The sequence below is a fragment of the Bacillus sp. GB_SG_008 genome (assembly GCF_052038115.1).
GTDB lineage: Bacteria > Bacillota > Bacilli > Bacillales > Bacillaceae_G > Bacillus_A > Bacillus_A rhizoplanae.
In genome coordinates, this window is record NZ_JBPZSK010000002.1 from 116,074 (window position 1) to 138,263 (window position 22,190).

The 22,190-nt window shown below is 39.9% G+C and carries 20 protein-coding genes; 17 read left to right on the forward strand and 3 right to left on the reverse strand.

What is annotated here, in order from left to right; translation table 11 throughout:
- Window positions 1–155 precede the first annotated feature (155 nt).
- Both ACTDJC_RS05610 and argS read left to right on the forward strand, forming a co-directional pair.
- Window positions 156–593, forward strand: coding sequence for a DUF1934 domain-containing protein (locus ACTDJC_RS05610; RefSeq protein ID WP_440602831.1), 438 nt, complete (start codon window positions 156–158; stop codon window positions 591–593).
- Window positions 593–2,263, forward strand: a complete 1,671-nt coding sequence (argS, locus tag ACTDJC_RS05615; RefSeq protein ID WP_440602832.1) for an arginine--tRNA ligase — start codon at window positions 593–595, stop codon at window positions 2,261–2,263. The genes ACTDJC_RS05610 and argS overlap by 1 nt, the downstream gene beginning before the upstream one ends.
- A 90-nt stretch (window positions 2,264–2,353) precedes the next feature.
- On the opposite strand, the gene map is transcribed toward argS, so the two are convergent.
- Entirely contained in the window at window positions 2,354–3,148 is a 795-nt protein-coding gene (gene map, locus ACTDJC_RS05620) for a type I methionyl aminopeptidase (RefSeq protein ID WP_440602833.1), read from the reverse strand.
- Between the two features lie 147 nt (window positions 3,149–3,295).
- Between map and ACTDJC_RS05625 the strand changes: the two genes are divergently transcribed.
- Genes ACTDJC_RS05625 through ACTDJC_RS05640 form a run of 4 tightly spaced genes read left to right on the forward strand, consistent with a single transcriptional unit; the run spans window position 3,296 to window position 6,657 of the window.
- Entirely contained in the window at window positions 3,296–4,198 is a 903-nt protein-coding gene (locus tag ACTDJC_RS05625; protein WP_440602834.1) for an ABC transporter ATP-binding protein, read from the forward strand.
- A complete protein-coding gene (locus ACTDJC_RS05630; RefSeq protein ID WP_098310057.1) occupies window positions 4,195–4,929 on the forward strand; it encodes an ABC transporter permease in 735 nt (244 codons plus the stop codon). The genes ACTDJC_RS05625 and ACTDJC_RS05630 overlap by 4 nt, the downstream gene beginning before the upstream one ends.
- Window position 4,930: 1 nt before the next feature.
- The gene (locus ACTDJC_RS05635; protein ID WP_440602835.1) at window positions 4,931–6,058 is read left to right on the forward strand and encodes a sensor histidine kinase; all 1,128 of its coding nucleotides are present in this window, start codon (window positions 4,931–4,933) and stop codon (window positions 6,056–6,058) included.
- Entirely contained in the window at window positions 6,055–6,657 is a 603-nt protein-coding gene (locus ACTDJC_RS05640) for a response regulator transcription factor (protein WP_440602836.1), read from the forward strand. Before ACTDJC_RS05635 ends, ACTDJC_RS05640 begins: the two co-directional genes overlap by 4 nt.
- Window positions 6,658–6,879: 222 nt before the next feature.
- On the opposite strand, the gene cls is transcribed toward ACTDJC_RS05640, so the two are convergent.
- Entirely contained in the window at window positions 6,880–8,073 is a 1,194-nt protein-coding gene (gene cls, locus ACTDJC_RS05645) for a cardiolipin synthase (RefSeq protein ID WP_253630976.1), read from the reverse strand.
- A 351-nt stretch (window positions 8,074–8,424) separates the two neighbouring features.
- Between cls and ACTDJC_RS05650 the strand changes: the two genes are divergently transcribed.
- From ACTDJC_RS05650 to pyrG, 8 genes are all read left to right on the forward strand, one after another.
- Window positions 8,425–10,533: a (Fe-S)-binding protein gene (locus ACTDJC_RS05650; protein WP_440602837.1), complete on the forward strand. Its 2,109-nt coding sequence runs from the start codon at window positions 8,425–8,427 to the stop codon at window positions 10,531–10,533.
- A 108-nt stretch (window positions 10,534–10,641) separates the two neighbouring features.
- Window positions 10,642–11,838, forward strand: a complete 1,197-nt coding sequence (locus ACTDJC_RS05655) for an acetyl-CoA C-acetyltransferase (protein WP_440602838.1) — start codon at window positions 10,642–10,644, stop codon at window positions 11,836–11,838.
- Window positions 11,839–11,855: 17 nt separating this feature from the next.
- Window positions 11,856–12,707 carry a 3-hydroxybutyryl-CoA dehydrogenase gene (locus ACTDJC_RS05660; RefSeq protein ID WP_440602839.1) on the forward strand — a complete coding sequence of 284 codons (852 nt, stop codon included), beginning with the start codon at window positions 11,856–11,858 and terminating at the stop codon, window positions 12,705–12,707.
- Window positions 12,708–12,797: 90 nt separating this feature from the next.
- Window positions 12,798–13,928: an acyl-CoA dehydrogenase gene (locus ACTDJC_RS05665; RefSeq protein WP_098310050.1), complete on the forward strand. Its 1,131-nt coding sequence runs from the start codon at window positions 12,798–12,800 to the stop codon at window positions 13,926–13,928.
- 12 nt (window positions 13,929–13,940) lie between these two features.
- Window positions 13,941–15,080, forward strand: a complete 1,140-nt coding sequence (gene acdA / locus ACTDJC_RS05670) for an acyl-CoA dehydrogenase AcdA (RefSeq protein ID WP_098310049.1) — start codon at window positions 13,941–13,943, stop codon at window positions 15,078–15,080.
- A 69-nt stretch (window positions 15,081–15,149) separates the two neighbouring features.
- Window positions 15,150–15,779: a TetR/AcrR family transcriptional regulator gene (locus ACTDJC_RS05675; protein WP_098310048.1), complete on the forward strand. Its 630-nt coding sequence runs from the start codon at window positions 15,150–15,152 to the stop codon at window positions 15,777–15,779.
- Window positions 15,780–15,941: 162 nt separating this feature from the next.
- Window positions 15,942–16,478: a DNA-directed RNA polymerase subunit delta gene (rpoE, locus tag ACTDJC_RS05680; protein WP_440602840.1), complete on the forward strand. Its 537-nt coding sequence runs from the start codon at window positions 15,942–15,944 to the stop codon at window positions 16,476–16,478.
- A gap of 256 nt (window positions 16,479–16,734) precedes the next feature.
- Window positions 16,735–18,342, forward strand: coding sequence for a CTP synthase (gene pyrG, locus ACTDJC_RS05685; protein WP_253630971.1), 1,608 nt, complete (start codon window positions 16,735–16,737; stop codon window positions 18,340–18,342).
- Window positions 18,343–18,379: 37 nt separating this feature from the next.
- Here the strand turns inward: pyrG and ACTDJC_RS05690 are convergent, their stop codons facing one another.
- A complete protein-coding gene (locus tag ACTDJC_RS05690; protein WP_440602841.1) occupies window positions 18,380–18,907 on the reverse strand; it encodes a DUF2529 domain-containing protein in 528 nt (175 codons plus the stop codon).
- Window positions 18,908–19,097: 190 nt separating this feature from the next.
- On the opposite strand from ACTDJC_RS05690, the gene ACTDJC_RS05695 reads away from it, so the two are divergent.
- From ACTDJC_RS05695 to ACTDJC_RS05705, 3 genes are all read left to right on the forward strand, one after another.
- Window positions 19,098–19,466 (forward strand): response regulator, encoded by a 369-nt coding sequence (locus ACTDJC_RS05695; RefSeq protein ID WP_429709718.1) that lies wholly within the window; start codon window positions 19,098–19,100, stop codon window positions 19,464–19,466.
- Window positions 19,467–19,676: 210 nt separating this feature from the next.
- A complete protein-coding gene (locus ACTDJC_RS05700; protein ID WP_098310043.1) occupies window positions 19,677–20,534 on the forward strand; it encodes a class II fructose-bisphosphate aldolase in 858 nt (285 codons plus the stop codon).
- Window positions 20,535–20,797: 263 nt separating this feature from the next.
- Complete coding sequence (locus ACTDJC_RS05705) at window positions 20,798–22,087, forward strand: UDP-N-acetylglucosamine 1-carboxyvinyltransferase (protein ID WP_098310042.1); 1,290 nt, start codon at window positions 20,798–20,800, stop codon at window positions 22,085–22,087.
- Window positions 22,088–22,190: the final 103 nt, after the last annotated feature.

Genomic DNA, 22,190 nt, shown 5'->3' on the forward strand with positions numbered 1-22,190 from the left:
ACCAACATTTTTATAAATTGCTTTTTGAACTACATCTTTCAATAGGTTTCCTAATATTTCAGCAGACAGACACCGCTGTTTTTTGATATGATAGGAAAAGTGATTTATTATGAACTATATGTAATATCTATAACATTTCGAAAGGTGTGCAAGACGTGGAGAAGCAACTTGCAGGCTTACCAGTACAAGTTCACTTTGTAACGGAAGTTCGTGAAGGGGCGCGAAAGGAAACTATTGCTTTTGACGCAAATGGTCTATACTATGTAAAGGGTCAAAGTACATATGTAACGTTTCAAGAGCCGAACGAACAAGGCGAAGTGAAGACAATTATTAAAATCCAAGATGATCAAGTTCTCATTATGCGTTCAGGTGCTATTTCTATGCGTCAAACTCATAAAAAAGGCGAGTGGACAACAGGAACGTATACAAGTGAACTTGGAACGTTTGCATTGCAAACGAAAACAGATAACGTCCTTTTTAAATGGTCGGAAGAAAAGAAAAAGGGACAACTCTTTCTAACGTATGCATTGCTTCTAAGTGAGCAAGAAGCAGGCCGATATACAATTACTATTAATCTCAAGGAGGCACAATAATGAACTCTTTAGAACAAGTAAAAGAACTCATTAAAGAGGAAATTAAAGCTGCTGTAGTAAAAGCAGAATTAGCGACAGAAGAACAAATTCCAAACGTTGTATTAGAAACGCCAAAAGATAAAACACATGGTGATTTCTCTACAAACATGGCGATGCAGCTTGCACGCGTAGCGAAAAAGGCACCGCGCATGATTGCAGAAGAATTAATTGCAAATTTCGATAAAGCAAAAGCTTCTATTGAAAAAATCGAAATTGCTGGACCTGGCTTCATTAACTTCTACATGGATAACAGCTACTTAACAGATCTAATTCCAACAATTATTACAGCTGGCGAAGCTTACGGTGAAACAAGCACTGGTAAAGGTGAGAAAGTACAAGTTGAGTTCGTATCTGCAAACCCAACAGGTGACCTTCACTTAGGACATGCGCGCGGCGCGGCAGTTGGTGACACGTTATGTAACGTATTAGCAAAAGCAGGATACGATGTATCTCGTGAATATTATATTAACGATGCTGGTAACCAAATTCATAACTTAGCGCTTTCTGTTGAAGCTCGTTACATGCAAGCGTTAGGGTTAGATAAAGAAATGCCAGAAGACGGTTACCATGGTGCAGATATTATCGGTATCGGGAAGCGTTTAGCAGAAGAGTTTGGCGATCGTTATGCAAAAGCTGACGCAAAAGAAAGCTACGAATTCTACCGTGAGTACGGTTTGAAATATGAATTAGCAAAACTTCAAAAAGACTTAGAAAGCTTCCGTGTTAAATTTGATGTGTGGTTCTCTGAAACATCATTATACAAAAACGGTAAAATCGATGAAGCTCTTGCAGCGTTAAAAGAGCGCGAAGAGGTATTTGAAGAAGAGGGCGCAACATGGTTCCGTTCTACAACTTACGGTGATGATAAAGACCGCGTATTAATTAAAAACGATGGTTCTTACACATACTTAACGCCAGATATTGCGTATCACCGTGATAAATTAGAGCGTGGTTTTGAGAAATTAATTAACATTTGGGGTGCTGACCACCACGGTTACATTCCACGTATGAAAGCAGCAATTCAAGCGCTTGGATACGATAAAGATACATTAGAAGTAGAAATCATCCAAATGGTACAACTATACCAAAACGGTGAAAAAGTAAAAATGAGTAAACGTACAGGTAAAGCTGTTACACTTCGTGAGCTTATGGAAGAAGTAGGCGTGGACGCAATGCGTTACTTCTTTGCAATGCGCAGCGGTGATTCTCATTTAGACTTTGATATGGACTTAGCGGTATCAAAATCAAATGAAAACCCTGTATACTATGCACAATACGCACATGCACGCGTATGCAGCATCCTTCGCCAAGGTGAAGAGCTTGGATTAACTGCAGGCAGCGATGTTAACTACAAACTTGTTGCTTCTGAGAAAGAAGTAGACTTATTAAAGAAACTGGGTGAATTCCCAGCGGCAGTTGCAGAAGCAGCACAAAAACGTCTGCCACACCGCATTACAAGCTATGCATTTGACTTAGCAGCAGCGCTTCATAGCTTCTACAATGCAGAAAAAGTATTAAACCAAGATAACCTAGAGTTAAGTAAAGCTCGTTACGACTTAATGCGTGCGGTACGCATTACACTTCAAAATGCATTAGCATTAGTTGGAGTATCTGCACCTGAGAAGATGTAATAAAGTGAAACTACCGAGTACTCTAGTCGCTGGCACTAGATAATAAAAAAGCAGGATGTACGGAAATATTTCCGTGCATCCTGCTTTTTCTTATAGTTGTGTTAAAATAATTGGTTCACCGCGTGTAACGACAACGGTATGCTCACATTGAGCAACAAGGCTTTTATCTGGCGTTACAAATGTCCAGCCATCATCACCGCGTTCGATAATATGATCCGCACCCATGGATACGAATGGTTCTACTGCTAAGACAAGTCCGTCTTTTAATAGCGCACTATCCATAGGATCGAAATAGCTTAAAATATGGTTTGGTGCTTCGTGTAAGCTAAGTCCAATGCCGTGTCCTGTTAAGTTTTGAATTACTGCGTAGCCATTTTTACGCGCATCATTGGAAACCGCACGACCAATTTGGTTTTGTTTTGCGCCAGCTTTTACTTTTTTCATGGCTGCCCAAAATGCACTTTCAGCAGCAGCGCAAAGTTTTTCTTTTGCTTCATCTTGTCCAAGAACGAACGAAATACCTGTATCTGCGTAGTAACCGTCAAGTGCTGCAGATACATCTACGTTTACTAAATCGCCTTCTTTTAGGACGCGATTCCCTGGAATGCCGTGGGCAACTTCTTCATTGACACTAATGCAAGTTGTGCCTGGAAAATCATATTCTTTTTCAGGTGCAGAAATGGCACCGTGCTCATCTAATACTTTCTTACCAATTAAATCAAGCTCTTTCGTTGTCATACCTGGCTTCGCTTGTTTCTTCATTTCCTCGCGAGCAAGCGCAACGATGCGGCCGATTTTTCGTAAGCCTTCTAAATCTTTTTCATTACGAATAATCATGAAAACCACTGTCCTTCCTCGAATGTACATCTCACATGATTGTATCACGTTTGTTTTTGTCCTGCTACTTGCGTGGGAAAACCCGTATTTTAAGATTTCCTGACATTTGTCATATTCATATCATGACGTCTTTTACTGTTTTCCATCTCTTCCAATTTATACAATATAAGTGTAAGTAACGATGGAGGTGGAGAAATGGAACAAGTAATTGAAGTGAATGGTGTTTCAAAAACATTTAAATATAAAAAAGCAGTAAATAACGTTTCATTTACAGTAGAGAAGGGGAAAATTGTTGCATTACTTGGACCAAACGGGGCTGGGAAAACAACAATAATTTCGATGATGCTTGGATTAAGGGATCCTTCAGAAGGAAATATTTCTATATTTGGCAAGAGCCCAAAGCACCGGGACGTTCGCAATCGCCTTGGGGCAATGCTGCAAGAGGTGAGCGTAATTGATAGTATCTCTGTGGAAGAGGCAATTGATTTATTTCGTAGTTATTATACGAATCCACTTGCAAAAGAAACACTGCTTCAGCTATCCAATTTAGAGTCAGAAAGAAAGCAAAGATGTGAAAAGTTATCTGGTGGTCAGAAAAGACGTTTGAATTTTGCACTCGCACTTGCTGGAAATCCAGAATTACTATTTTTAGATGAACCAACAGTAGGGATGGACATCACGTCTAGAAAAAACTTTTGGGATACAATTCGAAAGTTAGCAGGTGAAGGAAAAACGATTATGTTAACAACACATTATTTAGAAGAAGCAGATGCACTAGCAGATCGAATTTTATTGTTTGCAAATGGGAAAGTGATTGCTGATGGAACACCAGATGAGATGAAAGCAACAATTTCTCAAAAAACAATTTCATTTTATGCAAAAGAGGAAATGCCAACAAGCCTGCTTCGAAGTTTATCTCATGTTACAAGTGTCCAGTGGCATGAAAAACGTGTGGTGCTGACAACAGATGATACAGATGCTACACTCCGGGAAATTTTCAATAAAAACTTGCCGGTCATGGATATTGCTGTTGAGCGCGGCAGCTTGGATGAAGCTTTTGAACAGTTTGTTGCAAATCAGAAGGAGGGAATTGCATGAGAGCGTTTTGGATGCAATGTAAAATAGAAATATTACGTACGTTTCGCAATAAATTATTTATCTTTTTCTCGTTATTAATGCCAGTTATGTTTTATTACATTTTTACAAATGTCGTGTCAGTGCCGGAAAATGGAGATGCATGGAAAGCACACTATTTAATTTCAATGGCTACTTTTAGTATTGTAGGAACAGCACTTTTTAGTTTCGGTGTTCGTCTTTCACAAGAAAAAGGGCAAGGATGGACACAGCTTTTACAAATTACACCGCTGCCAGAAGGGGCGTATTTATCTGCAAAAATTGTTGCACAAACGCTTGTAAATGCTTTTTCAATCTTAGTTATTTTTATCGCGGGAATATTAATTAATGATGTACAGTTAACGATTGGACAGTGGATTGGCGCTGGATTATGGTTGTTAATTGGTGTTACGCCATTTTTAGCGCTTGGAACGGTAATTGGTTCGATTAAGAAGGCTGATGCGGCTGCTGGGCTAGCAAATATTTTAAATATGTGTTTAGCCATTCTAGGTGGTTTATGGATGCCAATCGAAGTATTACCAAAAGCGTTAAGAAGTATTGGGGAATGGACACCGACATATCGTTTCGGAAGCGGTGCTTGGGATATTGTTGCTGGTAAGGCAATTGGCTGGGAGAATGTTGCAGTGTTAGGAGGTTATTTCATCGCTTTTGTTGTATTATCAATATATATAAGAAAGAGACAGGAAGCGATATAAAATGATCGAAAAGAAACAGTTTGAATTCTTTCCAAAACATATGGGATTTTTCCCTTATATATGGCTCGTGTACTTGTTGTTTCCTCTTTATTACTTGATGGGGCAATCAGGTTGGAAATTGATATTAGGAGGCGGGATGCTCATACTCTTTGTTATTGCATACCGCCAGCTTTATTTTGTGAAAAAAACATTTGTTATATGGGCATGTATTCAATTTATGATTACATTTCTATTTAGTGCATTTTATGAACCATATATGATTTATTTTGGATTTTATACAGCAAATGCAATGGGGTTTACACCGACAAAAAAACAATTTCGATTGTTGTTTTTCCTTTTGATCGTAATGATTGGTTCTTTTATGTTGCTGCATATGAATGAGCTTACAAAAGCGTCTTTTATAACAGCGATTCCGATGTTTATTTTAATGATTCTTACACCATTTGGTATGCGGAATTTTAATCAAAAAAAGATATTAAAAACACAATTAAGTGAAGCAAATGAACAAATTCGTGATCTAGTGAAGCGAGAAGAACGCCAGCGCATTGCGAGAGATTTACATGATACGTTAGGACATACGTTATCGCTTATTACGCTAAAAAGTCAGCTTGTTGAGAAGCTTATTGTGAAAAATCCAGAACGTGCTTGTCTAGAGGCAAAGGAAATCACGCAAACATCAAGAAATGCGTTAAAACAATTACGGGAATTAATTTCTGATATGCGTATGATTACGGTGGAAGAAGAGCTAGAGCAAGTGAAGGTGATTCTCCAAGCGGCCAATATATCATTAGAAGTAAAGCAGGAGACAAGTACGAATGTATTATCACCGCTAGAACAAAACATTTTAGGAATGTGTTTACGTGAAGCGGTGACAAACGTTGTAAAACATAGCAAGGCAACAACGTGCGTGGTTGCTTTACTTGAAACACAAGGGAAATTGATTTTACAAGTAAAGGATAATGGAATCGGACTACAAAAAAATCATGATGGGAATGGCATTCTTGGAATGAGAGAACGATTGGCTCTTATTGATGGAGTACTTGAGCTAGACGCTATTCATGATGGAACGATGTTAACAATACATGTACCAATTGTTATAAGAACAGGGAAAGATGGGGTGAGAGCATGATTCGAATCATCATTGCAGAAGATCAGCGTATGCTTCGCGGAGCGTTAGGAGCTTTACTTGATTTAGAAGATGATATTGAGGTTGTTGGGCAGGCGGAAAACGGAGAAGAGGCTTTGCGACTAATTGAAAAACTACAGCCAGATGTTAGTATTATGGACATTGAAATGCCAATTCAGAGCGGATTAGATGTGGCTGAAACGTTACGGAAACAACAGTCACAGTGTAGAGTTATGATTTTAACAACATTTGCCCGTCCTGGTTATTTCGAGCGAGCGATGAAAGCAAACGTGCATGGGTATTTATTAAAAGATAGTCCAAGTGAAGATCTTGCAGCGGCAATTCGGAATGTAATGAATGGGAAAAGAGAAATTTCTCCTGAGCTCATGTTTGGGCTTTGGCAAGAACAAAATCCGCTAACAGATAGAGAAAGAGAGGTTCTCTTGTTAGCGAAAGAAGGAAAAACGGCAAACGAAATTGCAAAAACACTATACTTGTCATCTGGAACCGTTCGAAACTATATTTCCGATGTGTTAACGAAATTAAATGCAAAAAATCGGATTGAGGCAATTACAATTGCTGAAGAAAAAGGGTGGATATGAAAAAAGAAACAACTGTCTTATCTAGTAATGGGTTCGGTTTAGAGGGAGAAAACAGTAAATAACATACATTTTGGAGATGTAATTCGTATATGAATTAGCATCTCTTTTTTATCCCGCTATTCGTGGGCAGTAATACTCCCACCTCAAAATTCGGTGAAAGCAAAGAAGTTAGGTGGGAGATAAACTGCCCTTATTTTCATACGTACATCGCCTTTCATGTGTTTATAGAAAAAAGGAAAGGACTGTTCCAATCCATTCTTTTCCTTTGTCTAAAAGAGAGTGAGGAGAAACATCTTGAATTGAAAGTGAAACGGAAGCTTCTAAGTCGTGATTGATTTCTTTCTTCACTTGTTCTAAAAACGGTGAGCCATATAATATACAATTGATTTCATGGTTCAGATATAAGCTTCTCATATCAAAATTCGCAGTTCCAATATCACAAATACAGCCATCTATCATTACAATTTTGGCATGAAAAAATCCATCTTGAAATTCGTAAATATGACAGCCTGCTTCAATAAGCTTCCGGCAATATGGGAGTTTCGCTTCACGAACAAATGGATGATCCGCTTTTTTAGGTACGAGAATGGTAATACGAACGCCTCGCTTTTTTGCGCGTAGCAATGCACTCATTAGCTTTTTCCCAGGGATAAAATAGGGCGTACCGATATATAGCTCTTTCGTTGCCTTTTCAATTAAATCGAGAAAAGTTTGTTGTAAATAAGCGCCGTCAGTTGGTACGAACTGATGGGAAGTTTCTCCCTTTTCCAGTATTGGAAAGTAATAATCTTCATGCAATAAATCTTCATTTGTATCATCGCGCCAATCGTGTAGAAACTGCGTTTGTAAGTCTTGTACGCCTTCTCCGGTAAGGCGTAGATGGTAATCACGCCATGGACCGAGTGCAGCATTATGCCCTAGGTATTCTTCACCGATATTAAAGCCTCCGATATAGCCGATTTTTCCGTCAATAATCGTAATTTTTCTATGGTTCCGTTGATTAGCGGAAAAAAAGAGAAATGGGAGACGGATTTTATGACAAAATGAAAAATGTATGCCCTGTTGTTTTAATTCACGGATTGTTTCCTTTGATAAATGATGGCTGCCAATCCGATCAAGGAGAAGGCGTACTTCAATACCTTGTTGTGCTTTTTCCATTAGAAGCTGTAAAAATGTATGGCTAATCTCATCGTTTTTTACGATAAAAAATAAAATATGTACGTGATGCTTAGCCTGTTGTATATCAGTAAATAGCTCCTTATATAATGTTTGGCCATATGTATAGAGTTTAAAGTTACTATGGCGCAAAGGAAATGAACGAGGTTTAAGTTGTTTTAAATGAAGTTTTCTTCCATATATGAAGTCGAAATTTATCCACAGTAAGAAAAAGACAAGGAAGAGAAATAAAAAGCTCATGTATCCATTCCCTCCTCTATATTCATTTTTATCCCGCTATTTGCGGGCAGTAAGACCCCTACCTCAAGATTCAGAGAGAAGCGAGGAAGATAGATGGGGGATAATTGCCCGTAAAAGTCCAATTGGTTAACCATCAGTGGGGATGAAAAAATCCCTTGCTGATGGAAGTTTCACTTTATAGTTTCACCGAAATAAAAAGCTTTATGAAAAAATATATTGTTGTATAACAAAAAACTGTTGACTGAACGCTCACTCATCATATAATGGAAATAGGGGCAATAAATTCAGAAAATTATTTATTTTCGAAGATTCGAAAAAGGGAATATTACACGGAGAGGGGTTGGCAGAAAGATGAATAGCTTATTAATTGTGAATTGGTTGGCGACAATCGCCATCATAGCGTATGCAGCATATTTATTTGTATATCTCATACGAACGCGGATTACCTACATACAATTAGGAAAGAAAGTCGAATTTGATCGCCGCTTCAAAGAAAGATGGGATCTTATTAAGGGGAATGTCTTCGGACAAAAGAAGCTTCTTAAAGATAAAAAGAGCGGTATCATGCATGTTATGTTTTTTTATGGATTTATTCTTGTCCAATTTGGAGCAATTGACTTCATATGGAAAGGCTTAGCACCAGGATCACATCTTCCACTTGGACCACTATACCCTGCATTTACATTCTTCCAAGAAATCGTCACACTCATCATTTTAATTGCAGTCTTTTGGGCTTTTTATAGAAGGTATATTGAAAAACTTGTGCGCTTAAAACGTAATTTTAAAGCGGGACTTGTTTTAATTTTTATCGGCGGCTTAATGCTATCTGTTCTTCTTGGTAACGGAATGGGCATCATTTGGCATGGCGAGGAATTATCATGGAGTGAACCAATTGCTTCTGCAATCGCTTACTTATTTTCTGGAATTGGTGAAACAGCTGCGATTGTTGTGTTCTATTTTGCGTGGTGGATGCATCTACTTATTTTGTTAACGTTTTTAGTTTACGTGCCACAATCGAAGCATGCACATTTAATTGCAGGACCAGCAAATGTATATTTTAGCCGTTTAACAAACCCAGGAAAATTAGAAAAAATCGATTTTGAAGATGAAACACAAGAAACATTTGGCGTTGGAAAAATTGAAGATTTCAAACAAACGCAACTTATTGATTTATACGCATGTGTAGAGTGCGGCCGCTGTACAAATATGTGCCCAGCAACGGGAACAGGAAAGATGCTATCACCGATGGATTTAATATTAAAACTGCGTGATCATTTAACGGATAAAGGCGCAGCGGTGACATCGCGCGCACCATGGGTTCCAACTGTTGCATTTAACAATACACAAGGTAATCAGCTAGCGATGATGGCGGCTGGAGAGGGACAACATGAATCTGCAGCAACATTAGCATACAATCCAAGTTTAATTGGCGATGTCATTACAGAAACAGAAATTTGGGCTTGTACAACGTGTCGTAACTGCGAAGACCAATGTCCAGTTATGAATGAACATGTTGATAAAATTATTGATTTGCGCCGCTATCTTGTTTTAACAGAAGGAAAAATGGATCCAGAAGCGCAGCGTGCCCTGACAAATATCGAGCGTCAAGGAAACCCTTGGGGGCTGAACCGTAAAGAGCGTGAAACGTGGCGTACGATGGAAGAAGAAGTTTCTATTCCGACTGTGAAAGAGAAAACGAAAGCAGGCGAAGAGTTTGAGTACTTATTCTGGGTAGGCTCTATGGGATCATATGATAACCGCAGCCAAAAAATTGCGTTATCGTTTGCGAAGCTGATGAACGAAGCTGGTATTTCCTTTGCTATCCTCGGAAATAAAGAGAGAAACTCAGGTGATACACCGCGTCGTCTTGGAAATGAATTTGTCTTCCAAGAGATGGCGAACAAGAATATTGAAGAGTTTGAAAAAGCGGGCGTTAAGAAAATCGTGACAATTGATCCGCACGCATATAACACGTTTAAAAATGAGTATCCGGACTTTGGCTTACAAGCAGAAGTCTATCATCATACAGAATTGTTAGCACAGTGGGTGAAAGAAGGACGATTAAAACCAGTTCACCGCGTAGAAGAAACGATTACGTATCACGATTCTTGTTATTTAGGACGCTACAACGAAGTGTACGAAGCGCCGCGTAATATTTTAAAAGCGATTCCAGGCGTGAATCTCATTGAAATGGAGCGTAACCGCGAAACAGGAATGTGCTGCGGAGCGGGCGGTGGTCTGATGTGGATGGAAGAGACTGCTGGTTCTCGTATTAACGTTGCACGTACAGAGCAAGCGCTTGCTACATCGCCGACGATCATCGGTACGGGCTGTCCATATTGCTTAACGATGATTAGTGACGGTACGAAGGCAAAAGAAGTAGAAGAACGCGTGCAAACCCTTGATATAACAGAGATTTTAGAGCGCTCTGTTATCGGGTCAAAGAAAGAAGCAATGTAACATGTAAGAATCCGTACAACTTTAGATAAAAGGGGGTGCAAAGGTTGCACCTCTTTCTCACAACAGCTGAACTGAACGAGCGTTCAATCAACGCCGCAAAATGAAGAAATGGGGGAATATGTTTTGACTAGAACAGTAATTTTAAGTGCTGCAAGAACACCTGTTGGAAAGTTTGGGGGAGCTTTAAAGGATGTAAAGGCAACGAAGCTTGGAGGAATTGCAATTGGAGCGGCATTAGAGCGCGCGAATGTTGCAGCAAGTGATATTGAAGAAGTTATATTTGGAGCGGTTATTCAAGGTGGTCAGGGACAAATTCCATCACGCCAGGCGGCAAGAGAAGCAGGGATCCCATGGGAGACGCGCACAGAAACAGTCAATAAAGTATGTGCTTCCGGGCTTCGTGCAGTAACGTTAGCAGATCAAATTATTCGTACCGGCGACCAATCGTTACTTGTAGCAGGCGGCATGGAATCGATGAGTAATAGTCCATATATTTTACGCGGTGCACGCTGGGGATATCGCATGGGGCATAACGAGGTTGTTGACTTAAACGTGGCAGATGGCTTAACGTGCTCATTTTCTGGCGTGCATATGGGTGTGTACGGCGGAGATGTAGCGAAAGAAGATGGTATTTCCCGCGAAATGCAAGATGAATGGGCATGCCGCAGTCATATGCGCGCCGTTGCATCACGCAAGGAAGGCCGATTTGAAGAAGAAATTGTACCTGTATCTGTGCCGCAGCGAAAAGGTGAGCCGGTAGTTGTTGCTCACGACGAAGCACCGCGCGAAGATACAACAGTTGAAAAACTAGCAAAATTAAAACCTGTATTTGATAAGGATGCAGCGGTTACCGCAGGAAATGCACCAGGTTTAAATGACGGCGCGGCAGCGCTCGTATTAATGAGTGAAGAGCGTGCGAAGCAAGAGGGAAGAAAGCCGCTTGCGACAATTTTAGGTCATACAGCGATCGCGGTTGAAGCGAAAGATTTCCCGAGAACACCAGGTTATGCCATTAACGAGTTGTTAAAGAAAACAGGTAAGAAAGTAGAAGAGATAGATTTATTTGAGATTAATGAAGCATTTGCGGCTGTAGCTATTGCAAGTGCAAATATTGCTGGTATTGATCCAGAAAAGATTAACGTAAATGGCGGAGCAGTTGCGATGGGACATCCAATCGGAGCAAGCGGTGCGCGCATTATCGTTACTCTTATTCATGCGTTAAAGCAGCGCGGCGGCGGAATCGGTATTGCATCTATTTGCAGCGGCGGCGGTCAAGGCGACGCAATTATGATAGAGGTTCAGTAAAAAAGGGGGCTATAAATATGACGGTACAAAGCATTGTTGTAATTGGTTCAGGACAAATGGGATCTGGAATTGCACAGGTATGTGCGATGGCAGGTTATGACGTATATATGCAAGATTTAAAACAAGAGCAGTTAGACCGCGGCATGGGGATTATTACGAAAAATTTATCTAGGCAAGTTGAGAAAGGCCGCATGAGTGAAGAGGATAAGCAGGCAACATTAAATCGTCTTACAGCAACACTTACACTTGATTGCGTGAAAGAAGCAGATCTTGTCATTGAAGCAGCTGTAGAGAGAATGGATATTAAAAAACAAATTTTTGCGAACTTAGATACGTTAGCACCGGATCATACGATCTTGGCAACAAATACATCATCGCTGCCAATTACAGAGATCGCAGCTGTTACGAATCGTCCAGAAAAGGTTATTGGCATGCATTTTATGAATCCGGTTCCTGTTATGAAGCTTGTTGAAATTATTCGCGGCTTAGCAACAGAGGACGTTGTATATGAAACGATTGAAGATATTACGAAAAAAATCGGCAAAGTTCCAGTTGAAGTAAATGACTTCCCAGGATTTGTTTCGAACCGTATTTTATTGCCAATGATTAACGAAGCAATTTATACGCTATATGAGGGCGTGGCGACGAAAGAAGCGATTGATGAAGTTATGAAGCTCGGCATGAATCATCCGATGGGACCGTTGACACTCGCTGATTTTATCGGTTTAGATACGTGTCTATACATTATGGAAGTACTGCACGAAGGATTAGGAGATAGCAAATATCGCCCATGTCCGTTACTTCGTAAATACGTAAACGCAGGCTGGTTAGGGCGCAAGACAGGACGCGGTTTTTACGTTTACGAATAATAACATACTCCGGTAGGGCACCTCTTTGCATGCACTAGTGGTCTTACCAAATAGTTGAATTACTATATAAAACAATTTGAGGTGGAGCATATGAACTTTCAATTTACAGAAGAGCAGCAAATGATGCGAAAAATGGTTCGGGATTTCGCTCAAAAGGAAATTGCTCCCTTTGTTCCTACTATGGAACAAGGGGTGTTTCCTAGAGAAGTCTTACAGAAAATGGGCGAGCTTGGACTGATGGGAATTCCTATTCCAGCGAAATACGGCGGAGCGGAAATGGACTTTATTTCATATATTTTAGCAATTAATGAACTGTCAAAAGTAAGCGCAACCGTAGGTGTAATTTTAGCAGTGCATACCTCTGTTGGAACGAATCCTATTTTATATTTTGGAACAGAAGAGCAAAAGCAAAAGTATCTTCCGAAGTTAGCAGCTGGTGAATATTTAGGAGCGTTTGCATTGACAGAGCCAGGCGCTGGATCAGATGCAGGAAGTTTGAAATCAAGGGCAGTTAGATGCGGTGATGAGTACGTAATTAACGGTTCAAAAGTATTTATCACAAACGGCGGCGAGGCAGATACATATATCGTGTTTGCTTCTACGAATCCGGATGCGGGTACACGCGGGATATCGGCATTTATTGTTGAGAAAGATACACCGGGTTTAATCATTGGAAAAGATGAGCACAAAATGGGGCTATTAGGTTCTCGTACAGTGCAATTAACGTTCGAGGACATGAGAGTTCCTGCTGAGAATTTGCTTGGCGAAGAGGGTCAAGGTTTTAAAGTGGCAATGGCAAACTTAGATGTTGGTCGCATTGGTATCGGGGCGCAGTCACTTGGCATCGCTGAAGCAGCGCTTGCATGTGCTACTGATTATGCGAAAGATCGTCACCAATTTGGCAAGCCGATTGCCGCGCAGCAAGGACTAGGCTTTAAGCTAGCGGATATGGCAACGGCTGTTGAAGCAGCACGTTTACTCGTATACCGTGCAGCATCACTAAGGGCACAAGGCTTACCGTGCGGGAAAGAAGCGTCAATTGCAAAACTATTTGCTTCCAAAACAGCAGTAGAAGTTGCGATTGAAGCTGTGCAGGTGCTTGGCGGTTACGGTTATACAAAAGAGTATCCTGCGGAGCGATTCTTCCGCGATGCAAAAATATGTGAGATTTATGAAGGAACAAGTGAGATTCAGCGCTTAGTTATTAGCAGAGCGCTTTAAGGGGGAATAGAGATGCACTTTAAATTATCAGAAGAACATGAAATGATTCGGAAAATGGTTCGTGATTTTTCGAGAAATGAAGTGGCACCAACGGCAGCAGAGCGCGACGAGGAAGAACGCTTTGACCGCGCTTTATTTGATCAAATGGCGGAGCTTGGCTTAACTGGTATTCCGTGGCCTGAAGAGTACGGTGGAATTGGGAGCGATTACTTGGCTTATGTGATTGCGGTAGAAGAGCTGTCACGTGTTTGCGCATCTACAGCTGTAACATTATCGGCGCATACGTCGCTTGCAGGATGGCCAATTTTTAAATTTGGTACAGAGGAGCAAAAACAGAAATATTTACGTCCGATGGCAGAAGGAAAGAAAATTGGAGCTTACGGCTTAACAGAGCCGGGTTCAGGCTCTGATGCTGGTGGAATGAAAACAACAGCAAAGCGTGACGGCGATCATTATATTTTGAACGGTTCGAAAATTTTCATTACAAATGGCGGAATTGCGGATATTTATGTTGTGTTTGCACTGACAGATTCAGAGTCAAAGCAGCGCGGAACAAGTGCATTTATTGTGGAAAGCGATGCGCCTGGATTTTCTGTTGGAAAGAAAGAGAGCAAGCTTGGTATTCGTTCTTCACCGACGACGGAGATTATATTTGAAGATTGCCGCATTCCTGCCGAGAACTTACTTGGCGAGGAAGGCCAAGGATTTAAAATTGCGATGCAAACGTTAGACGGCGGCCGTAATGGTATTGCTGCGCAAGCGGTTGGCATCGCACAAGGTGCACTTGATGCTGCTGCCGATTATGCGAAGGAACGCCATCAATTTGGTAAACCAATTGCTGCGCAGCAGGGGATTGGCTTTAAACTAGCAGATATGGCGACGGGTGTAGAGGCGGCACGCTTGTTAACATATCAAGCGGCTTGGCTTGAGTCAGAAGGACTGCCGTATGGCAAAGAATCAGCAATGTCGAAATTGTTTGCAGGAGACACGGCGATGAAAGTGACAACCGAAGCTGTGCAAGTATTTGGGGGATATGGTTATACGAAAGATTATCCAGTTGAGCGTTTTATGCGTGATGCGAAGATTACGCAAATTTACGAAGGCACGCAAGAAATTCAGCGCCTTGTTATTTCACGTATGTTAACGAAGTAGAAGCTAGAAGAAGCGTAGGGAGCCTCCTACGCTTCTTCCTGCAAAATGACAGAGAAAGGGGTGAAGGATATGGTTAAGCACAATGTACAAGCATCTGTGAAAGATGAAAAACTTATTGCACTTCGGCGCGAACAAATGATTAAAGGTGCTGTACAGCTCTTTAAGCAAAAAGGATTTCCGCGCACAACAACGAGAGAAATCGCGAAAGCAGCAGGCTTTAGCATTGGTACACTCTATGAATATATTCGAACGAAAGATGATGTGCTTTATTTAGTGTGCGATAGCATTTATGAACATGTAAAAGATCGTTTAGAGCAAGTGCTGTGCAGAGAAAAAGGCAGCATTGATAGTTTAAAAGCCGCGATTACAAATTATTTTAAAGTTATGGATGAGCTGCAAGAAGAGGTCCTTATTATGTATCAAGAAGTTCGTTTTTTACCAAAAGAGTCGCTGCCTTACGTATTAGAGAAAGAATTTCAAATGGTAGGGATGTTCGAAAATATTTTGCAGCAATGTGTTCAAAATAAGGTATTTACTTTAACAAAAAAAGAGGTTCAACTGCTTGCTCATAATATTTTTATTCAAGGACAAATGTGGGGATTTCGGCGCTGGGCACTGCAGAAACTTTATACATTGGAAGAATATACAGAGATGCAAATTCGTTATGTATTAAATGGTGCTCATATGATTCAAAACTAAAAAGGGCAATAACGTTGCAATATGTAGGGAAATCACTTTATGATTCCCTATTTTTTTTGTGGCATATTTGGTGGAGTTTTGTTTATAATGAATAGTATGGATTTTTTTTGAACAGGCCTTTATATTAATAGGATATATTTTAAGAAAGGAAGTGCCGCATAAGTGAATTTAAAGCAATATTCACCAGAAGAGCTAAAAGAATTGTCCATGATCGAAGCTGTACATAGCTTGTTAGAGGAAAAACAACAAGCAACATCTTTTCACGATCTAGTTCAAGAAATTGCTCAATTACTGGGACTAACTGAAGAGCAAGTTGCTGCGAGAATCGCACAATTTTATACAGATTTAAATATCGATGGGCGCTTTATCAATCTCGGAGAAAATCGTTGGGGACTACGCGGATGGTATCCATATGAGCAAATTGATGAAGAAATCTTACCTCAACCGAAACCTAAGAAGAAACGTAAGGTAGAAGAGGACGAGCTAGATGACTACAACGATGATGAAGAGGACGACTTCGAAGAAGAGGCAGATGAAGACTTTGAAGAAGTTGAAGATGAAGACGAAGATGTAGAAGATCTTGATGAAATTCTGGATGAAGATGATGAAGATCTTGATGATCTAGAGGACGACGATGATTTTGCCGATGAAGATGAGTTGGAATACGACGAATCAGGCGAAGAAGAGGAAGAACAGTAGTCCTTGACTTTTTATTATCGTCCATGTAGAATCATTTTTGGGCTCTTTAAAAAAGACGATAATAACTTTTACGTGTAAATATAAAAGAAAATTGCTCCCTATTTATTACTTTTAGTGATAAAGGGAGCAATTTTCTTTTTTGTTTTTTGTTTAGAAAAACAAAAGAGTCTAACAATAAGATAAGGTAAGTGTTATCTACATACGTTGCGATTTGCAGCGATGATTATATAACAGCAAACTAGAAGGGAGTACTTTCATGACTAAGTATATTTTTGTCACAGGCGGTGTAGTATCTTCTTTAGGAAAAGGTATTACAGCAGCATCTTTAGGAAGACTTTTAAAAAATAGAGGACTAAACGTAACAACCCAAAAGTTTGATCCATACATTAACGTAGACCCAGGGACAATGAGCCCATACCAACACGGTGAGGTTTTCGTAACAGATGATGGTGCAGAAACAGACTTAGACCTTGGTCACTATGAGCGTTTCATCGATATTAACTTAAATAAATACAGCAGCGTAACAACAGGTAAAATTTACTCTTCTGTTCTTCAAAAAGAGCGTCGCGGTGAATATTTAGGGGGAACAGTTCAAGTTATTCCTCACATTACGAACGAAATTAAAGAACGCGTATTCCGTGCGGGTCGTGAAACAAATGCAGACGTTATCATTACAGAAATCGGCGGAACTGTTGGTGACATTGAGTCTCTACCATTCTTAGAAGCAATTCGCCAAATTAAGAGCGATATTGGCCGTGACAATGTAATGTACATTCACTGTACGTTAATTCCGTACTTAAAAGCAGCGGGTGAAATGAAAACAAAACCAACGCAGCACAGCGTTAAAGAACTTCGCAGCTTAGGTATTCAGCCAAATATTATCGTTGTTCGTACAGAACTTCCTGTTTCTCAAGATATGAAAGATAAGCTTGCATTATTCTGCGATATCGATCCAAAAGCAGTAATTGAAGCGCGCGATGCAGATACATTATATACAGTTCCATTATCTCTTCAAGAGCAAAATATGGACCAAATCGTTTGCGATCACTTAAAACTAGACAATCCAGCTGCAGACATGACAGAGTGGAATGCATTAGTAGAAAAAGTACGCAACCTGTCTAAGAAAACAAAAATCGCTCTTGTTGGTAAATATGTAGAGCTTCAAGATGCATACATTTCTGTTGTAGAAGCACTTCGTCATGCAGGTTACAAATTTGATACAGATGTAGAAGTGAAATGGGTAAATGCTGAGCACGTAACAGCAGAAAACGTGAAAGAATTAGTTGGCGATACAGATGGTATCCTTGTACCAGGTGGTTTCGGTGACCGCGGTGTTGAAGGTAAAATCGCTGCAATTCAGTATGCACGTGAAAACAAAGTTCCATTCTTAGGAATTTGCTTAGGTATGCAGCTTGCATCAATCGAATTTGCACGTAACGTATTAGGATTAGAAGGAGCTAACTCTTCTGAAATCAATCCTGACACGCCTTACGCAATTATCGATTTATTACCAGAACAAAAAGATGTAGAAGATTTAGGCGGTACACTTCGTCTTGGTCTATACCCATGTAAGCTTACTCCAGAAACAAATGCTTACAATGCGTATACCGAGCCAGTTGTTTATGAACGTCACCGTCATCGCTATGAGTTCAATAATCAATTCCGTCAAGACATGGAAAACGCTGGATTCATCTTCTCTGGTACAAGCCCAGACGGCCGTTTAGTAGAAATTATCGAATTAAAAGAGCATCCTTGGTTCGTGGCATCACAGTTCCACCCAGAATTTGTATCTCGTCCAAATCGTCCGCAACCATTGTTCCGTGACTTCGTAGAAGCTTCTATTATTAATAAAGAAGGTAAGTAATAAGAAAAAGGCGTCCTATATAGGGCGCCTTTTTACGTCACTCATATTCATTCATAATGTCATCGATTGTAAATTTTAATCCATGATATGCAAATAAAGCCGTTATTAAACTTGGAAAACCATAGCGAGAGCCATCGTCATCTGGAATCAATGCCTTTACAAGCTTTGTATCAATATGTGCATCGGTGAATTGTTCTAGCGATAATTCGCCTTCTTGTTTTGCAGAAATACCAACAATAAAATGACCGTTTTCTTGCAGCTGCTTTGCTAATGAAATGATATCTTCATCCGTGGAAAAGCGGCTGATAAGTAGTATACGGTCAGCGACGGTCGCGCTTGCTTGTTTACCGTCTTCAAATAGCCGTTTTGCACTTTGCATAGGCTCGGATCCATACAAAGCTTCACAAATTACACCTTCCATCTCTTTTGTACCGTGCAAATAAATGTGGCCATCTCCAACTAATGCTTGTGCAAGTAAACGAGCGCCATCTTCTATATTCATCTCTTCTTTCTGAGCAATTCTTGTGAAATAACCACCCAGCTGAGTGGAAAAAATTTTAAACATGAGGATTCTCCTTTCTAACGTGTTAGACGGCTTTCATTATAGCTCATTTTTTCATAAAGGCGCTAGCGCTAGTAAATAGTAGGCGGTAAAATAAGAAAGAATAGGAAGGAATTTGATAAAAAGTAGCGAAAATAATCGAAAGAGATATGAGAAATATAAATTTTGTATTTATATAGAAAGGTTGGATAACATGGAAGGGAAAATCCTAATCGTTGATGATCAATACGGCATTCGTGTTTTATTACACGAGGTGTTTCAAAAGGAAGGGTATCAAACATTCCAAGCAGCAAACGGTTTTCAAGCCCTTGATATTGTGAAAAAAGACTGTCCTGATTTAGTTATTTTAGATATGAAAATTCCAGGTATGGATGGAATTGAAATTTTAAAACATGTGAAAGAAATTAATCAAGAAATTAAAGTGATTTTAATGACGGCGTATGGGGAATTAGATATGATTCAAGAAGCGAAAGACCTTGGTGCATTAATGCACTTTGCAAAGCCGTTCGATATTGATGAAATTCGCAGTGCTGTGCGAAAAGAAATTACAGTACAAGCATAATCGTGAATTTTTTATTAAAAAATATAGAAAAAAGCGTTTTCATGGGCTGATGAGCAGGTGAATGCAGTTGAGTTTTTGAGTACAAGTTGGTATCCTATTGAGTGTAGAAAAAAGTCCGGTATGTGATTATACATATTTTTCCTTTTCGTGGTCATACTACCATCGATAAGAACTTATCGGATACAAAAAACGTTTTTAGGAGGATTCACCATGCCTTTAGTTTCCATGAAAGAAATGCTAAACAAAGCGCTAGAAGGAAAATACGCAGTTGGTCAATTCAACATGAACAACTTAGAGTGGACACAAGCTATCTTAGCTGCTGCGGAAGAAGAAAAATCTCCTGTAATTTTAGGTGTATCTGAGGGCGCAGCTCGTCATATGACTGGTTTCAAAACAGTTGTAGCTATGGTTAAAGCTTTAATCGAAGAAATGAACATCACTGTTCCTGTAGCGATTCATCTTGACCATGGTTCAAGCTTCGAAAAATGTAAAGAAGCAATTGATGCAGGTTTCACATCTGTAATGATCGACGCTTCTCACCACCCATTTGAAGAAAATATCGAAACTACTAAAAAAGTAGTAGAATATGCACACGCTCGTAACGTATCTGTAGAAGCTGAGCTTGGTACAGTTGGCGGACAAGAAGATGACGTAGTAGCTGAAGGTGTTATCTACGCTAATCCAGAGGAATGTAAAGAACTAGTAGCTGCAACAGGTATCGACTGCCTAGCTCCAGCATTAGGTTCTGTACATGGTCCTTACAAAGGTGAGCCTAACTTAGGATTCAAAGAAATGGAAGAAGTTCGTGACTTAACTGGTGTACCTTTAGTACTTCATGGTGGTACTGGTATCCCAACAGCTGACATTAAAAAATCTATCTCTTTAGGTACTTCTAAAATCAACGTAAACACTGAAAACCAAATCGAGTTTACAAAAGCGGTTCGTGAAGTATTAAATAAAGACCAAGAAGTTTATGATCCTCGTAAATTTATCGGACCTGGTCGTGAAGCAATTAAAGCGACTGTAATCGGTAAAATTCGTGAATTTGGTTCTAACGGTCAAGCATAATTCTAAAAATATTTTTAGAAACCGTCTAGCCTTTTAGACGGTTTCGTTTCGTTGTATAATGAAAGCGTGACCATTTTATGGGATAGACAATTTTCTACTTGTTAAGGCGTTTGAAAGGAAATATTTTTATAATTGTGTAAAAATAGAGGAAACAAATAGCATGGATATACTCATACGTGTAAAAACGTATCCGAAGTTGTGAAATCACCCGTTGTAGTGGGGAGGCTGGAACGGTAGATGAATTCACGAGAAGGGGGCTCAAAATGGACAAGTTGCTGATTGAAGGCGGTGTGCCTTTGCAAGGTTCGATTCGTGTAAGTGGTGCAAAAAATAGTGCTGTTGCGCTTATTCCCGCGACCATTTTAGCAGAAACACCAGTTACAATTGGTGGTGTACCTAATATTTCTGATGTAAAAATACTTGGTGACTTATTAGAAGAAATTGGTGGTTCTGTTACGTATCATCAAGACGAAGAAATGACAATTGATCCTTCTAAAATGGTAGCCATGCCTCTTCCAAATGGAAAGGTAAAAAAACTGCGTGCTTCTTATTATTTAATGGGAGCGATGCTCGGTCGTTTCAAAAAAGCAGTAATTGGGCTTCCTGGTGGATGTCATCTAGGACCAAGGCCAATTGATCAGCATATTAAGGGGTTTGAAGCGCTTGGAGCATATGTAACAAATGAGCAAGGTGCAATCTATTTACGTGCAGACGAACTGCGGGGAGCACGTATTTATTTAGATGTTGTCAGCGTAGGTGCGACAATTAATATCATGCTTGCTGCAGTGCGTGCAAAAGGTAGAACAGTAATTGAAAATGCAGCGAAAGAACCAGAAATTATTGATGTAGCGACGCTTCTTACAAGCATGGGTGCTCGTATTAAAGGAGCAGGAACAGATGTGATTCGTATTGATGGTGTTGAATCGCTTCATGGTTGTTACCATTCTATTATTCCTGATCGCATTGAAGCTGGAACATATATGATTTTGGGCGCAGCTTCTGGTGGTGAAGTTACAGTTGATAATGTGATTCCGCAGCATTTAGAATCCATAACGGCTAAGCTTCGAGAAATGGGTGTAAAAGTAGATACACACGATGATCAAATTGTGGTGAATGGGAATCGCCAACTAAAAATGGTAGATGTAAAAACACTCGTATATCCAGGATTTCCGACTGATTTACAGCAACCATTTACAGCGTTATTAACGAAAGCGAATGGAACGGCAGTTGTAACGGATACCATTTACGGAGCGCGTTTTAAACATATAGATGAGTTAAGAAGAATGAATGCGCAAATTAAAGTGGAAGGTCGTTCTGCTATCGTAACAGGCCCTGCTTCGCTGCAAGGAGCCAAAGTAAAAGCGAGTGACTTACGCGCCGGGGCTGCTCTTGTAATCGCAGGTTTAATGGCAGAAGGAATCACAGAAGTTACAGGATTAGAGCATATTGATCGTGGATATGAAAATTTAGAAGATAAGCTTCGAGGTCTTGGAGCAAAAATCTGGCGTGAAAAAATGACAAGTCAAGAGATTGAACAGATGAAAAATGCATAAAGATCTTTACATGGGTAAAGTGATATATTTGTATAAAGTGTAAGTGAAAACGGCATAAGGTAAAAATTTTATTGGAAGTTTAGTATGAGATAAATATTACGGC